The 15,819-nt window shown below is 45.2% G+C and carries 16 protein-coding genes; all 16 read right to left on the bottom strand.

Annotated elements, in window-relative coordinates; all coding sequences use genetic code 11:
- Positions 1-43: 43 nt before the first annotated feature.
- Positions 44-778 (bottom strand): hypothetical protein, encoded by a 735-nt coding sequence (locus B9T34_RS16135; protein WP_139841282.1) that lies wholly within the window; start codon positions 776-778, stop codon positions 44-46.
- Positions 779-783: 5 nt separating this feature from the next.
- Positions 784-1,566 carry a hypothetical protein gene (locus B9T34_RS16140; protein ID WP_086214163.1) on the bottom strand — a complete coding sequence of 261 codons (783 nt, stop codon included), beginning with the start codon at positions 1,564-1,566 and terminating at the stop codon, positions 784-786.
- Positions 1,567-1,615: 49 nt separating this feature from the next.
- The gene (locus tag B9T34_RS16145) at positions 1,616-1,906 is read right to left on the bottom strand and encodes a hypothetical protein (protein WP_086214164.1); all 291 of its coding nucleotides are present in this window, start codon (positions 1,904-1,906) and stop codon (positions 1,616-1,618) included.
- A gap of 76 nt (positions 1,907-1,982) precedes the next feature.
- A complete protein-coding gene (locus tag B9T34_RS16150; RefSeq protein ID WP_086214165.1) occupies positions 1,983-2,171 on the bottom strand; it encodes a hypothetical protein in 189 nt (62 codons plus the stop codon).
- Between the two features lie 38 nt (positions 2,172-2,209).
- Positions 2,210-2,446, bottom strand: a complete 237-nt coding sequence (locus B9T34_RS16155) for a hypothetical protein (protein ID WP_086214166.1) — start codon at positions 2,444-2,446, stop codon at positions 2,210-2,212.
- Positions 2,447-2,697: 251 nt separating this feature from the next.
- A complete protein-coding gene (locus tag B9T34_RS16160; RefSeq protein WP_086214167.1) occupies positions 2,698-3,687 on the bottom strand; it encodes a hypothetical protein in 990 nt (329 codons plus the stop codon).
- Positions 3,688-3,708: 21 nt separating this feature from the next.
- Positions 3,709-3,909 carry a hypothetical protein gene (locus tag B9T34_RS16165; RefSeq protein ID WP_086214168.1) on the bottom strand — a complete coding sequence of 67 codons (201 nt, stop codon included), beginning with the start codon at positions 3,907-3,909 and terminating at the stop codon, positions 3,709-3,711.
- A 121-nt stretch (positions 3,910-4,030) separates the two neighbouring features.
- The gene (locus tag B9T34_RS16170; RefSeq protein WP_086214169.1) at positions 4,031-7,378 is read right to left on the bottom strand and encodes an LPD1 domain-containing protein; all 3,348 of its coding nucleotides are present in this window, start codon (positions 7,376-7,378) and stop codon (positions 4,031-4,033) included.
- A gap of 11 nt (positions 7,379-7,389) precedes the next feature.
- Positions 7,390-10,050: a hypothetical protein gene (locus tag B9T34_RS16175; RefSeq protein ID WP_086214170.1), complete on the bottom strand. Its 2,661-nt coding sequence runs from the start codon at positions 10,048-10,050 to the stop codon at positions 7,390-7,392.
- Positions 10,051-10,117: 67 nt separating this feature from the next.
- Positions 10,118-10,786 (bottom strand): hypothetical protein, encoded by a 669-nt coding sequence (locus B9T34_RS16180; protein ID WP_086214171.1) that lies wholly within the window; start codon positions 10,784-10,786, stop codon positions 10,118-10,120.
- Complete coding sequence (locus B9T34_RS16185) at positions 10,787-12,391, bottom strand: hypothetical protein (protein WP_213034166.1); 1,605 nt, start codon at positions 12,389-12,391, stop codon at positions 10,787-10,789.
- Positions 12,392-12,471: 80 nt separating this feature from the next.
- A complete protein-coding gene (locus B9T34_RS16190) occupies positions 12,472-13,401 on the bottom strand; it encodes a hypothetical protein (protein WP_086214172.1) in 930 nt (309 codons plus the stop codon).
- A 1-nt stretch (position 13,402) separates the two neighbouring features.
- The gene (locus tag B9T34_RS16195) at positions 13,403-13,855 is read right to left on the bottom strand and encodes a hypothetical protein (RefSeq protein WP_086214173.1); all 453 of its coding nucleotides are present in this window, start codon (positions 13,853-13,855) and stop codon (positions 13,403-13,405) included.
- Positions 13,852-14,748: a hypothetical protein gene (locus tag B9T34_RS16200; RefSeq protein ID WP_086214174.1), complete on the bottom strand. Its 897-nt coding sequence runs from the start codon at positions 14,746-14,748 to the stop codon at positions 13,852-13,854. Before B9T34_RS16200 ends, B9T34_RS16195 begins: the two co-directional genes overlap by 4 nt.
- Positions 14,749-14,751: 3 nt before the next feature.
- Positions 14,752-15,189: a hypothetical protein gene (locus B9T34_RS16205; RefSeq protein WP_086214175.1), complete on the bottom strand. Its 438-nt coding sequence runs from the start codon at positions 15,187-15,189 to the stop codon at positions 14,752-14,754.
- The gene (locus tag B9T34_RS16210; protein ID WP_086214176.1) at positions 15,189-15,809 is read right to left on the bottom strand and encodes a hypothetical protein; all 621 of its coding nucleotides are present in this window, start codon (positions 15,807-15,809) and stop codon (positions 15,189-15,191) included. Before B9T34_RS16210 ends, B9T34_RS16205 begins: the two co-directional genes overlap by 1 nt.
- Positions 15,810-15,819 lie beyond the last annotated feature (10 nt).

Genomic DNA, 15,819 nt, shown 5'->3' on the forward strand with positions numbered 1-15,819 from the left:
CCAATATGGCAATTTCATTGCGTCATGCAAATTTACGCCTGAATCAATACTGAACTGCTGCAGCTCCTCCCAGTGCAATTGATAGCAGCTCTTGGGCGTATCCTGTGAATGCATGATCTGGCCGAAATCGGCACGGCGCATCATCTGTACCTCTTTTGTCTATTTTTTCCAGAACAATGCCATTATCAAATGCAATATTGACCAGATGCTGCTGCTGGCCCTGCAGATCTAAAAATTCATCATATATTTCATTAAATTCAAAGGCTGAAAAACCCTTAATAGTTTCTATCCTGTTGTGAATGACATTGGCCGTAAAATCCAGCGTCGAAGGCGTATCCAGCGGCGGCAGACGCTCATCAAGCCCTATTGTTAGCCCCATTTCACCCAGCATCCAGTCTTCTGTCGTTTCACAGCCGATTTCTAGCGCCGTAACCTCCAAGCCTGTTAAGTGCCGCACCGTCATATCCATTTTTTCTGACTTAACACGCTCTTTGCTGAAATCATTCAGGGCTTTAGATATGTAGTCAGCTGGATTAGTTTTCCCGCGCAGGGCGTTACGGTCTTGCGTCAAATCTAGATACACCAGCAAATGACAATAGCGTTCTTCTGCAGTCATCTTCATGAAATCTATATTAGGCCCCAAAATAGAACTTAAAAACGCTGTTAGCTGGGACTCATAGTGCGATTTATTCAGCTTTGCAATGGTGAGAAGTGAACCTACTGTTGCATCAGTAAATGAGCGGCGCTGATTGGCAATTTCTATAATTGGATATGACATGCTGATCATCCATAAATTTGATTGATATTTTCCGCATCCCAAGCGGTGCGGGATAAGAAGCTGGCCTGCACTTGAAGAGCCATTCGATTTCCTTCGCTATCCATTGGCACCGCAATGGGCGCAGAAAGGCTATTTAAGATCATCGGCGCATATTTCTTGCCGCCGTGATAAAGCGCCAGATACGGCGGTATAATTGACGGGAATAACGATTGAAGGTTTTTATTTTCTGCAACACTGGCAATCAAACTGCCATTTTCCAACTTTTCAGGAAGGGTCCAGCGCATCAAAAGCCTGATTTGATTTTCAACTTCAAATTTAGCGTTTTCCCATGCCTCAAAATACAGGGTCATATTCATTGAAAATGGCGCGCTGGAAACAAAGATCTGGGTCGAATTAGTTTTTGTTAAATTGCTTCGGCCTTCAAATATATTCATAGCTTCCTGTTTATCTGCAGAAAGCTCTGTACCAAAAACACCGCCCAAAACACTTGATGCTGTATTTGTCCAGTCGCCAGACTGCAGCATGCCGATTAGAGTGGGCAGGCGCTGTTCTGGATTTGAGTTTTCAAAGGGCGTGGAATACTGGGATTCCAAATGGACTTCTCCCTCACTAGCCACAGCGACTACCTGTTCATCACTGTCTATCAGCGCACCTTCTTTATCACACTTCCGTATACGCGCCTGATAGACGTCGCTGAGCTTTCCAAAATTAGACGGATTTTTATATTGCTTCTCAGCCTTTGTCTTATTGGATACAACGTCTTCAACTTTTACAGGATTATAAGCCATAAAAAACCCCCTATTTATCAGGGGTAGTTTGAATGACTTTAAAAACGCTCTATTCGCCGTTTTCCAGCTTAATCGGCATGAGTACGGCGTCATATCCCAGATTGCTGTAAAACTTCACTACAGGTTCAAGCGCCAAGTTATAGCTTATTTTCCACTCTAGGCACTTCTGATCTTTGATCGGCATAAATAGCCAGCTATGCTTAGAATCTGCATCCCCCTTCTTGTAGAAATGGCAGAAATGGCCGTTAATAAAAAACATATGGATAGCGCCGTGGCTTTCCCCAAGTGCGCGCAGCTCCCGTTCATTCTCTAAATCGTGCCCTCTGGTTCTAAGTCGCATATCACACCTAAATAAACAAGTTGTTCATTTGAACACTATGTTCATTTAAACATAAATAAAAAAGGGCATTGCGCCCTTATTCCATGTCTTCCGATACTGGCTCTGGGTTGACTGGCGGGGTATTTCCGCCAATCAGGCGAAAGCGTTCAGCATCGGCCTCAGCTTGACTGCTAAACGCTTTTAAGCCCACCCAGTTCATGCGGTTTTTGTCCTTAAAGAATCCAACTTCCCAGAAGTTGCCTGCGGGCCATACCTCAAATTTCATTTATTCTCTCAGCCTCAGAAATAGTATTAAGATTAGCCTTACTTATTAACACGGTCGACTTTAATCTCAAAAACCCCTAAAGGTTTATGACATTCAGCGCAATAACATGTTTTACCTTCTTTATATGTGATCGTGTCATGCATTTCCCCGTTATAAGTTTCTTCACCATCAAATCTATAGCGATAAACATAACAGCCTGATACAGTCCCTTTTCTATAAAATTCATCATGACCACATGCAGGGCATTTCTCGATTAGCTTCTGATCTTTTCCCACTTTCACATCCTCTTTAGCCCCATTGAATTGTTTAAATGAACAATATGTTCATTTAAACACATTGTTCATTTAGACAATATGCGCCGTACTTAAAAACGGGCAAATCTGGCACAGTGCTTATTGCGATTCCGCTGATATTTTCGTTTAATGGACTGGCAGCGGAATTACAAACAGACCCATTAATTCAACTGTAAATTGCCTCAAAAAACCCGTTCGCACCTCAGAAGGCGCGCGGGTTTTTATTTGAAATCCTATTTTAAATTTCTTGCTTCATCTAATCTGCTTGGGTGATTCGCTTCAATCTTTGACAAAGCATATTGAATATACTGCTCAGCGCTTCTAATTTCAGATTTAACGCCAGAAATCTTGCGCTGCATGTCGCGGGTCAAATTCTTATTTTTAAATGAATCTAGAAAAGTATTGCCGCTATTAATTCGATTTTTCTGATTTTGAATAGCGGCCATCGTGCCATCAGCGCTGATCTGAAACGGCATGAATTTAGATCCTATGCATGACTGATCAATAATTTCCGTATTGCTATGCCTATCCATCTTATACCCATGATAAGCAATCTTAGTGCGGTCATGCGGCTGCAGCCGAATCCATCTAAAACAGCATGAACATGTCTGATAATTGCTGTGATCTTTTGGTAAGCGCTCAACCAGTTCCACGCTGCGGCGTATGTCGTCCAGCAGTTCAGCTTCCAAAATCAAGCTTTTGCAAAAGTTTAAATATTCTGATTCTGGCTGTGCTTTCAGCAGCTCTTCAACACGCTTCAAAGGGTATTCAGTAATACCAAAAGAATCGTATAAAACAGATGCATCAATATTTTGCTTTAAGGACATTGTGCTTTTTATTAATTCACTGCGTACATCATGTGTTTTTTGGGCGCGCTTTACAGCCTTAAAAACATTTTCAAAGATAGGGGAAAACAGACTAAAAAAGCGGGACTTCTGCAGCGGCAGCAAACCTGTAAGCTCTGATTGCTCTAAAAGTAATTTTGCCTTAATTGCATTGATTAAAATTTTATCATGAGACTTTCGCTTTGAGCTTTCCACTGCAATTTTATAGGTTTCAGGCACATTCAGCTCAAGCCATTCGATAATCTCACGCTCTACAGCGATAAATGATTCATCACCCTCTAAAGTAGGCCATAGTTTCGGCTGAATCATTGCATCCATATCAATTTCTGAAATATCAGTATTAAATGAATATGCAATTAAAATAGTATTTTGCTCCATGTGAACCCCTTGGCAATTCTATTAAGATTTAGTTTTATTTAAATGTAATGCATCATCAACATGATAGACCATTAGGGATTCACCAGCTTCCATTTGACTATCTATGAACATTTCAATCTCAGATTCTTTTTCAAAATAAATGCTGTCACGGCACATATTTCCAGACACATCATATTGAAATGCATAAAATTTAAAGTCTTTCCCGCGTGGCAATCTAAACATTTTTTAATCTCAATAATTATGAACACTTTGTTCATTTGAACATTTTGTTCATTTGTTGTCAATGCGTATTACCCATCAATAAAAAGCCCGCATATAGCGGGCTTTTTACAGGGCAGGGGACTTAGCTTAAAGCTGCCTCAGCACGGTCTGCCGCCAGCTCTTCCAGAATGACTGCGAAAGCCTCTGAATGTACGGCGTTTCCGCACTTCTGGCGCGCTTGTTTAACCTCTGACAGTGTAGGGATATGCTCACCATCAAAAACAATGGCTGGAATGAGTTTTTCACCATTCTTAAGGGCCTGTTCATAGCGTTTTCGGCCGTGGACCACATTGAAATTATTGCCCTGCTCAATAACGACAATCGGCTCACGCAGCGTCGGTTTAGCATCTTTACTGCCATCATCCAGATTATCGAGTTTTAAGCGTTTAATCGGCAGCAGATCAAAACTGCCGTCATTCAGCCATGAATCCAGCATTGCGCCCTGTATGCTGTCAAACATTGCCGTATGGCCGCCGTAAATTTTCGCCTTAAAGTCTTCTAGGCTCAGATCATGCACGGCGCTTACGCCATTAAAATTTTCATCATAATGCGAACGGTACAGCTCCACGGCTTGCGTTTTATTGTCCACCCCTATAATGACCTTGTGTTCATCAAAGCGTCCATTACGGTCATTCTGGCTGATTACATACACACGCCCGTCAAAATCATGCGGCACATCAGATGCAATGAAAATATCAAGCTCATCCCCATCTGCGCCCAGCGTGGTTTCAATAAAGCCATAATGCGCGGTCATCTGGGTTTCCCATGCATTCCCAGCCTCATCGGTTCCAGAACGGATACTGCCGATAGGATTTTCAATCGCAATGCTTAAGCCGGCAATATTCACTTTTGCCGTTTTATAGTCATTTGCAATCAGCTGCTGCTGTGTCGGGTTTTCACCCTCATTCAGCTGACTGGTTGCCGCACCTTGAGCAATAGCATCCGTAATCTGGATAACATTCACAGTATTCGCGGCCGCAGCCAGATCATCGGGATTCAGTTCAGGATCTGCCTTAAGCTCGGCCATGTATTCCAGTTTATTTTCAGTTTTCACAATAAATGCATTAATGAAATCGACACAATCCTGAATGAAAATGCCGTTTTCTGTCACGCACTGAATGAACTTGGGACCCTGATAAATCTCAATATCAAAGGTGTATAAGCGGCGCTGATTGATGCGGACTTGGAACTCTTCATCAGCATTGCTGTAAATGCCTTTTTCGCCAATAATCCAGCCCTTTTCTACCAGCTGGCTTTTCAGATAGTTCGCGCATGCTTGAGTCGCATCAGAAGAGTTGCTTGAGTCCAGCATGCCAGACTGCATCTCTTCATCTTCAAGCTCTTTTTGAACATCAGCAAAGAAATCGTCATAAGCAGCACTTTCATCGTAAAGCTCTGGTGTACCGCCAAAGATCGAATCAAGCAGCGCCTGATTTTCAGATGCCTTTTTTAGAATTTCTTTAGTACGGATGACACGGAATAGCTCATCAAAAGCAGCATTCACCGTTTCACGCTCTTTGCCCTGCGGATATGCCACTTCACCTATACGGCCATTGCCGCCCTGTGTCGCATAAGCCAAGTAATCATTTTTACGGCCTTGCTCTGCCAGACGGTCCTGCAGATACGCTGAGAATGCGCGTGCGGCCATTTCATAATCCTTGGCCCAATAGGATTTCTTGCCGCCACCATCCAAAAACATAGCGCTGCGCTTAAATTGTGACGTGCTTTTAGCGCCTGTCAGCGGCATTTCCACTTCACCATCAGTATTAACAGGAACATCCTGTACAGAAAAATGACGTTGAAGCAAGTAATCACCTAAATGACGCTCTGCCACATTGCGCACATTCATCCGCTCATTCCTGCGCTGGAAATCCTCTGCCCAGTTTTGAAAGCGGATTGAAAGCTCAGCCAATGACAGTGCATTTGCTTCGTCCATTGATAGATTGAGCAAACGTGGCATTTGCTGAGCATTTTGATTAATCCATTCTATCGTGCGTTCAGTTTGCGTTTCCAAAGACAGGTCTACATACTGCGATTTATATGCAAATAGGTCCTTGCGTACTGTCAGCGCCTCATTCAACCCCTCAAAAGCAGCGCGCAGCTCTTCATCCTGAATCTGATTATAATCGGTACTTGCAAAGAAGCGGATGTCTTTGCCAGTTTCACCGATTAAATCAGCAATCAGGTTATCAATTGCATGGAAATATTCATGGCCCAATGAGCCGCCGCCTTTCATCTTAGTAATGTTAATGACTTTGGTTGATGACTCATAATGCGCCAAGGCGCCGCCTTTCCCGCGTGCGCCAAAGGCAAGCGCCAAATTTCCGCCCAGACCTAAATGCTTGGCATCAATGCCCAGCACATCCGACATATCCAGCATAGCTTCGGCCGTGGCCTTCATATGAAATTCAGCGCTTGATTTGTCTTTTAGGACCCAATTGCCTGATTGAATACCACGGAATCCGAAAATTTCCTCAAGCTGTTTAGATGACTGCAGATCTATTTCTGTACCGCCTGTACGTTCAATATCTGACGCATGTTCCAGCTGGAAGGTCGCCTTTTTCGGCTTAACTTCCTTGCCCTCTTCATCCTTCACTTTAGGTTCCAGATTTGCCCAGTCCCATGTTGCGCCCTTGGATTCGTGATAGGTATCAGGATTTTTATTTCTTCTGCATTCAGACAATGCTTTATTGCCTGTCTTAAATATCCATGAACGGAAACTTTCACCTAGTTCAGCCATACAGCGATTTTCTAGGATGCCAGCAGGCCCGTATGAATCCGCAATCGCAGGGTTTTTATAGTATTCAATTGCATATTTCGGCCGCAAACACATCTTACCAATGCTAACCAGTGCATCTTCTATATCTTCATAAGATCTGCATTTTTCCAATGTTTCACGCAACACAGAAATGCCACGTACATAGTTGCGCATGCTGTCTGAATTGGTCGGGACTAAAGGCTCTTTACCTACCGCCGTATAAACCCGCTTAATCAGATAGGCCACATTTGACGGCATACCCGCTTCACGCAAGCCCGCCCAATCCACAACACCAAAGACATTTGCTTTATTCACCAGCGACTGCGCCAGACGCATATCTTTTTCAATTTCCTGCCAGTCAATATCATTGATATTGACGTTACGGCCTTCTTTTTTCGCATCGGCAAACGTGGCTGACAGGAATTTCCGCGCGCCAGCGATGTACGCCGTATCACGCCAGCGGTAATTTTCATCTGTTGTTGTATCGGATAAGCCATCTGGATTTAAAGCAGCCGCAGTATTATCTGCAGCCGCTGCAACTTGGCCGCCCAATTCAATAATAATGGCATTGATACGGCGCGGGACGCGCACTTTATTTAATCCAGTTAGTTCGCCTGATTTCACCTGTTCAACTAGGGCATTCAGTTCACGCGCAAGTTTTAATTTATTCATGATTTTTGCTCTTAGTTGAATGATTTAGCATTGTTTAAAGCTGCCGCCGTATAAGCATTCACAGCCTGCTCAAAAAGGTCTGTTAGCGCTTCATCTAGGTTTTCACCGATCTGCTCTAATTTGTCGCCTGTCGCATCCGCCAGCATGTCTGCAGTACCCGCGATAACCGCATTCAAAAATTGTTCATTTTCGGACGGCTCAGGGCTAACATTGTTCATTTGAACATTTTGTTCATCTTGTTCATTTTTGGCGATATACATGTTTAAAACCTCTGCATCATCGCCATTCGCCCCATCTAGCATGCTGTTGACATTTATTTGATCGTTTTCTATACTGACATCAAGCTGGCAGTTTGCTAAGCGGGTCAGTTTAGCAAGTTCATCTTGTGACACTCCTGCCGTTGGAAAAACTGCTGTAGAAAGCCCGTCTAAAAGCGGGCTTTTTGCATTTTTAGCCATACCCAATAGCGATACTAAATCGCCATGAATTGTATGGTCATAATGGTAATGGCCTTTATCATCTTCACGCACAACGAATCGCGCAATTAAAGATTCACCATTTAATAAAAATGCTGAATGCAGGAAGTGATAGGCTTTAATGTTTTGCTCTTCCTCTGGGTTATACGGCGGACGTTCATCATATTTAACAGCATTTTCCAGAAGCTCTTTAAGCGCAGAAATCGCCTGTAATTTACGAACATCGGCAGAAAACTTAATAATTTTTTTAGTGCCGTTTTTGCGAACTTCCACCTCAGCACCAAGAGCAGGGCATGGATAGCTTTTTCCAGTCATTTCAAGCATTGCCTGCTTAACTGCTTTACGAATCGCTGCTGTATCATTAGGGTCGCCAAATTCAGCGCCAGTGACTTGCGGTACTTCTGGGATTTGAAGCGTATCAATCAGACTATCAACATCATCGAACTGCATAGACCGCAGTAAGAAATCAGTCATTAGGCCATTTTCAGATGTGAAATTCAGGCTTTCGGCTTCACCTTCTGCAGTTCGGCTGGCGGCAATTACACCTGTATCGGTCATGGAAATTTTACCCATGCCTTTGCCTTTCAGCTGCGCAATAAACGCCTGATCATCTTTTGTCAGCAAGTTGAATGCATACTGCAGGGCCATATCCTGATCCTCAGCATCATTGATTTTCTGCGCAAGTTCTTCTGGCGTTAAGCTCAAATCATCCTGATATGAAAAACCAACCTCTTTAAGTTCTAAAGTCATGCCGACAATGTTGCCGCCGCCGCCTTTTTGAACATAATCAAAGCTTAGACTTAAGCCGTTTTTAGAAAGGGTTTTGTGCTTTTCGCCATCCCAGCCTAGTTCCCGCAGCGCATTGCGAACGGCGATAATACGGCTCTGGAACATTGAATCCAGATGGTCTTGATAATGTTCTAAAACCTCACCATTGCTAAGGATCTTTTGATAGTTTTCCGCAGCGGTCGGGTTAAAGTCATCTGAATAAAATTCTGCATTGTCCGCGTTACCAGTTTTGTTACCAGTATCGTCGGGATTGTTACCAGCGGCAGCCGCCATTGCTGATTCAGCATCCAGACGTTTGCGCTCTGATTCAGCATCAATTTCATGCTGAACATCCTGAATTTGGCCGTCAAGCTGACTCATTTCACTTTGACCTGATTCTAATTGTGTGACCAGCTCATTCAGCAGCAATTCATCACGGTTTTTCATCATTTGAGCACGCTTGAAGCGGTCATGATTTTGCGCCAGAAGTTTAAATATACGGCCCGCAATCATAGGGTATTTTTTTGCATCCACGGCGCGCGGCTGCAGGACAGCAGTGACATCACGCTTATTTAGAATCCATTTCCAGCTTGTAATGATATCCGCGCCTGTCAGCTTGGCAGGGGTCGCATCTGGATTGTTAAACAGGACAGTAAGAGTCTGAGAATCGCTCATTTCAAAGATTGCGCCAACATTCACCACGCCAAGGCGCTTGAACGGCTCAATCAGGGTGACATTTTTGACAAAAAACTCTTCTGTATTTTTGGTGCGCAGCGCCTCAGCCATTTTTTCAATTACACGATCAAGCTGGCTGTTTTTAATAATCATTGCATCCAGCATGGCAAAGCTGCATTGATCATCCAGAATAAAATCTGCAGCCTCTTTTGCAGTCAGCTGCTCAACCAATTGCCCTGATACATCACTGCGGGCCATATCAAGCATGACATTAGCAATTAACCCATTATGAGAAATCAGCGTTTCCCCGTCCCATTGCACTGCGCTGGATGTGCCGACGCTATCCAAAAATTCAACATCGCTCTGCAATAGATACGGCGTTAAATGCGTCGGATTTGCGCCATCCAGAAAGGTTTTAAGCGCATTGTCTGTCAGGTCGCTATGGCTGTGAATTTTGCATGCGAAGCTTGGGGCTAAGTATTTCATACACAGCATTTGAGCCTGCGAATCACTGACTGCGCCGTATACAGCCGCATGATCAAGAAAATAGCCGTTGTCATTCACCAGATTGAATATGCGCCATTGTGCTGAATCTTCTGCGCCGTCGCACATAACCGCCTTAATTTCGCGTTTATAGCCTTTCAGCTTGCCTAGATTGCCATCGCATGAGTCCAGCATTTGACCTGTCGGCGTGGTCAGGCGGATTGTCTGCCCTGTTTTATATTCAGGAATAAAGATATTTGGGTAAATCATGATTAAGCGCCTTATGCGTTCAGCTATTTCCTTTATTTTCGCTGAATTTCAAAAGGCGCTTTTCGGGTTATTCCATGAATGTGCGCAGTACCTGAAAAGTGACAGGGACCAGCAAAACTTCACTGACTGACATTGCATTAAGGGCGTCAAGATTTGAAACAGAAGGGCAGATCAAGAAATTACAATCAATCGGCTTTAAGTCCAATCCGTAATCTTTGGAAAATACCCCTGCATTTAAGCGCATAGCGTATTCAGCAGGCGGGTTCAATGTACCGTCTTCATTCACCATCATTTTCAGCCATAGCAGGATTGAATTGACTATGCGGCCATCACCAGTCTCAATAAAAACCAGCTGGATTTCTGGCAGATTGGTGCCGACTAGGCGGCTGGTCTGGAACATGCCCACTTGAGCCTGTTCAAAATTAAGATTCAGCAGGGGAATTGTGGCCTCAGTGCATAAATATCCCGTCAGGCTGTCCTGCATCATCGGCAAGCTGCTCAGGTTGTTATTCCGATACGGCTTGAACTTAATGAAGTAATTCGCGGCCAGCAGCTGCCCAAGCGCATAGACTTGCTTTAAGATGGCCTGCGCTTCATCCCCGCTATGGCCGAACCAGCGCTTTTGCTTAAACGTCTGATTCAGCTTTTTATCAGTCTGCTTGGCTACAAAGCCGCTAATCGCATTTTTTGTGCTTTTGACGCTGATTTCATTAAATTTGCCGACATTAAACGCCATTTAAATACCCTCATCGTCATTGTTTTCACCTTCCTGCTGGCCGTGATGCGCAGGAACACCGCCTGCCTCTTCCCGCTGGGCCGCTTCTGCCTTTTTCTGGGCTTTATCAATAGAGTCAGCAATGGTCTGCGCTTTAATCTGATCAATACCCATCAGTTCATCCAAGAAATACATATTGGCATCTTTGCACATCCCCAAGTCTTTAATGATCTGGATTGCTGAGGCTGTCAATGTTGCCGTATTGGCGCGGGTATTTTTATTATTCAGCGCCTCGGTTGCCGCTGCGCTGATATCGCTGTAAAACTCGATTTTAAAAGGGAGGTTTTTTTCATCGTATATAACGCCGTATTTATACGCAAAATGCATTATACAGAATTGATTCAGCGTTTCAGTGAGCGCCTGACGAATCAAAACGCTCAATGTGGCAACTTGCGCAGACGTATGAAAAGCGCCGCCATCGCCCAGTCCGCCGCTGATCAGCTCCATCCATCCCACTAGAGACAAATCAAGCCCCAGCGCGCCGATACCGCGCTTCAAATGGGTCATAACCAGATCAAGGCTCATTGGCGCCGTGCGCTGTGTAAAATTGCCCAGCGGGGACAATAGCTGTTTTTCACCATAGACAGGGAAAAGCGTGTAATGCGTTTCATAAATTTCCTTTCCGCCCTGCAGTGCTTTTCTGGTTTTTTCCTGCTGTTTCTGAATCGTTTCCTGCAGGCCCTTTTTATACACACGGCGCGAATCTTCTGGCATCCCTGACATATCCAGCGTTAGCAATTGATGATTAACTGAATCGGCAATTTGCTGGGTATTTAGCGCCGTAAAGTTCAGCGCCCATGAGGTCCAAGGCTCCTCCACCGCCTGCAAAAAAGAGCCGCCCACTGGGGACGGGATAACGCCCACTTTATCCAAATCATCTTCTTGAAGCAGCTGCGGGGTTAGAATATTGTCCATGCGGAACTGCGGCAGCGGCTGTGTGCGCTGCATCTTCATCCGCAAAATTTGATGCGTACTCAATTCAGAAATCTTGCGGATTTCCATATTGTTAATTTCTAAGACATGAAAGCCGACGGTCCTGCCTGCGCGCTCATACGCCTGAATCAGCGGCGGATCTAGCTGCTCATTGCAAATAACATGAGATATGCCGACGCCTGATTTCGGATATACACGCATATAGCCGTCGCCGTGTCCAATGGCATTTCGGCACAGCGTAAAAACATTTTTATTCAATAGGCTCTGCAGATAAGGCGCTTCTTTCATCACCATATTGCGCAATTCATTTGCGCGCTTTCCTTCACCAGTCACTTCGTCAGACGGGTTGATAAAAACAATTTCACCGCGCGACTCATGGCCGCCCAGCGCAGCCGCGACCAGCAGATTTAAGGCCGCATGAATAGTCGGGTCCTGCATCATGACTTTATACGCGGTATAAATAGATTTTCTGTCCCGCCGCTTTAGACCCTCTGTTTCATAAGTCCCTAGCGAATAAGGCTCTAGCCCAGCATAGGCAGCATTAATGTCTTTAAGCCCAGCTGATTCATTCATGCTCTGATTCAGCTGGCGTTCTTGCCATATATTTGAAAGGAAACGCCCGACCTTACTCATTCATGAAGCCCGTCTTAAAATTTATATCAGGCTCTATTTTCAGGCTTTTAAAAATCACCTCTCTGGCGATATTCCAGCAATCAGATGCTTATGCAGATGCTTGGAAATTGAACGCCCAGCACACTAAGCACTGATTTCACAAAACTGACTATTTTTTCAATGACAGCGGCCATAACGCCCTGCATAAAAATCTGAATCGCTTCACGCAGCTCAAAGGATAAACAGCTGAAATCAGGAAACAGCGGCTTTGGAAATTTAATAACGGGCAGCTGGGGAAATTGGATTAATGCAAAGACGTCATCAATACTGAAATCAAGCATTGATACAGCCTGCTGAAATGCTTGAATCTCATCATCGAATTGAGCGGCCAGCTCTCCTGTTTTCTCTGCAATTTTATCCTGAACAATCTGCATGACCATCTGCTGCAGCTGGTCCAGTGTCGGCAGGGCAGGCAGGCTTAGCAAAGCATTGATTTTCAGCTTATTCAGTACACTGCCGATTAAATTGGTGCATATTTCTATCAAGCTGCTGACAGCCATGCTGTAAATGGCTTTCAGGATGGCATTGACTTCAAATGACGGAATATTCAGATCTATATAAATCGGCAACGGTAAAAAGGCGGCCAGCGCATTTTTAAATTCCTGTCCATAATTTTTGAGCGCATCGGCAATCATCGCCCTGACCGCGTTTGCATCCAGCGCAATTAAATCCATGATATTCAGATTCAAATACGGGATCTTAGGCAGCAGCGCAGCCAAGTTAAGGCCCAGCAGATTGACCATCGGCTGTATCATCGCCAGCAGTGTTTTTACAGACAGCATGCTCTGCCAGTATTGAATGATTTGTGAGATTTCATTTGTATACTGGCTGATATCTAAATAAATCGGGCAGGGTATGCCAATTAAGGCGCTAATCTGTTCCAGTGTCGGTAAATCAGGTATTGCGCCGTATAGCTGGCTGACTAATTCGTCATAGCTTGGCGGCGGGAAGGAAATGCAGATCTGAGGCATATTAAACCCCGTTCATGCTGATCTGAGGCGCTGACAGGCTGATTTTAGCCTCAGATAAAATATTGACCTGTACGGCGCTGTGAATATTGACCACTTCTGACCCATCAACCTCAATAGTTTTCGCCTTGGCCGTGATATTCGTCCGCGCCAGCAGCTCAATGTTCTCCTGACGTATACGGCGCGTATCAATGACTGCGCCTTTTCCATGTGAGCGGTATGCCCAGATTACAGGCGCTTCTGGCTGGCCCTGCAGGAAAAAGATATAGCATTCTGCGCCTGCCAGTATCTCGCGCTCTGTGTCTTTATCATCATCGCCCACGGGATAAGCAAAAGTAGCGATAATCCCTTCATCCAGCCCATCCGTCACCGTCGGAATGCTGATTCTGGCCGTGCGCGCCGCAGCGTCATAACTCAAGATCGTTGCCGCCCAATCCCCTAAATACTGCTTATTCATGCTGTCACTACCTCTGCAATCCAGAATTTTGAAGCAGATGCCGTCGCCCCGCCCAGTACGCCCGTATCAAATCGGTGCGCGGCCGTTAAAATTACATATTTTTTTTGATCAATCAGCACCACATTTCCAGCCATCCATTCAGGCGTATATGCCCGCATGATGGTGCCGCGAACGACAAGCACAGTGCTTAAATTTCTAGCGCGGCGCGCATCAATATTGGGATAAAAAGATGCCTGTTTTCCAGCAGACAGGCTGCCTTCAATGGTGCTGCCGTCAGAATTGACTGTTTGATAGTTTGGGATGCTGTGATTCAGCTGGGTCGGGTTTTCAACCCATTGCACATTTACACCCGCAAGTGATGAAACTGGCTCCTGATTCATGATTTGAGACAGGCGCTTAACAATGATTTTGCTGTTTTTGTCGCAAAAAATGACGCATGCCTCTTCTGAACATTTTCGGGCCAGCTCATAAGTCGGCGTGGCGCCCACGGCGCAGAAATAATTTACCAGCGGAACATCTTCTGTGACCTTAAGCTTATTCCCATTGGCCCGCATTGCAGCGCCAATGGATGATTCATTCAAGTATACGGCGCGCGCTGCCGGCTTAATCAAATTTTCACAGCCATTCAGCACAGCAACAACGGCAGCCAATGTCAGCTGCTGATCATCACGGATGATTCCGCTTTGCATTGTCACGCGCTTAATGATCTTCATTTCCAGATAATCATCGCCCACACGTAAAATGCAGCCTTCCCGTAGCTGCTCGTCAATGCTGTCATGCAGAATCGTTTGAAATTCAAGTGATGCAGGAACAGGTACGCAATCCGTTCGGCAAGTGCCGCTGACAAATCGGTCTGTCCCAATCGCCGTGCCATCTGATAAAAATATCCGCATAAATCAATCCAGATCTAAAATAAATGGCGGCTCTACAAAGCTAATTTTCGGCAAATCCATCTTAGCCGCCGCATAAGCGGGCTGAGCCTCTGAAACACTCATGCCGAAGCGCTCAACCCCCAGCGACCCTGTACCCTCCATGCGCTGTGCCTGCATCAGTTCACAATGCGCGCGAATGACTGGCTCTATCACAACCCATTCATTGACAGAAATCAGCTGAGTTTCGTCCATTGGGCTATTAAGGCGGTTGCGCTGTGTGTATGTGCTGTTCCAGCCTGCATAGAAAAGAAAATCCGCAGCCAGTGCGATTTCAATATCTTCTGACGTTAAAGAATAGCCGCACAGCCCCAGCTCTATAGCAAGCTTTTCAGACAGCGTGGCGATTGTTCCCGCCTCGCTGTCTTGATGCTGCCCCTGATCATCAAATGGTTTTAAGTTCATTATAGATTCTTCATTGCGCTCATTAGCGGATTGCCAGACAAGACACTGTTCAGCAGGGACTTGGCTTGCGCGAAAATTTCAGCAGTGCCGTCTGCTGAGCCGATAATTTGTCCAACCGAAGTTGCGGCGCCCAAATTATTCACTAAGCCGTAATAGTTGTATTTCGCATTGGCGGACGCGCGCTGAATGGTGCTGACGCCTTCTGCATCATAATCCAGCGCCTCAAAAGTCATTGTGACATTGGTAATGCGGTGCGCATTGACAAAACGGCCTTTGCGTCCGTCATAAATCCAGCCGTCCGTCGTGCCGCCATTGCTCTGCATAAGCTCACTGAATGCGGTCATTTGCCCCGTGTCGGTTTCAATGATCTGCAGCTGGCTGTCATAGCGGTTTTTCGGCGCGCCTGCGACATGGCCCTGAAAACCGCCTGCTAAGTTAAATTCGGCGCTTTCATTATTGGTAATTACGGGACGGCTGAAATTCACAATCAGCAGGGCAATGCTGGGCATCGCATCTGGAACAAACATGCCGTTGCATTGCAGCATCGGCGCACTTAAGTTCTGCGCCAGAACAGCATCACCTGTGTAATCGTGTAGGGTTTGAATAAAGCTCTGTTTCATGACTATAAAA

Origin of the sequence: Acinetobacter sp. ANC 3813, from assembly GCF_002135435.1 — a bacterium.
Taxonomy (GTDB): Bacteria; Pseudomonadota; Gammaproteobacteria; order Pseudomonadales; family Moraxellaceae; genus Acinetobacter.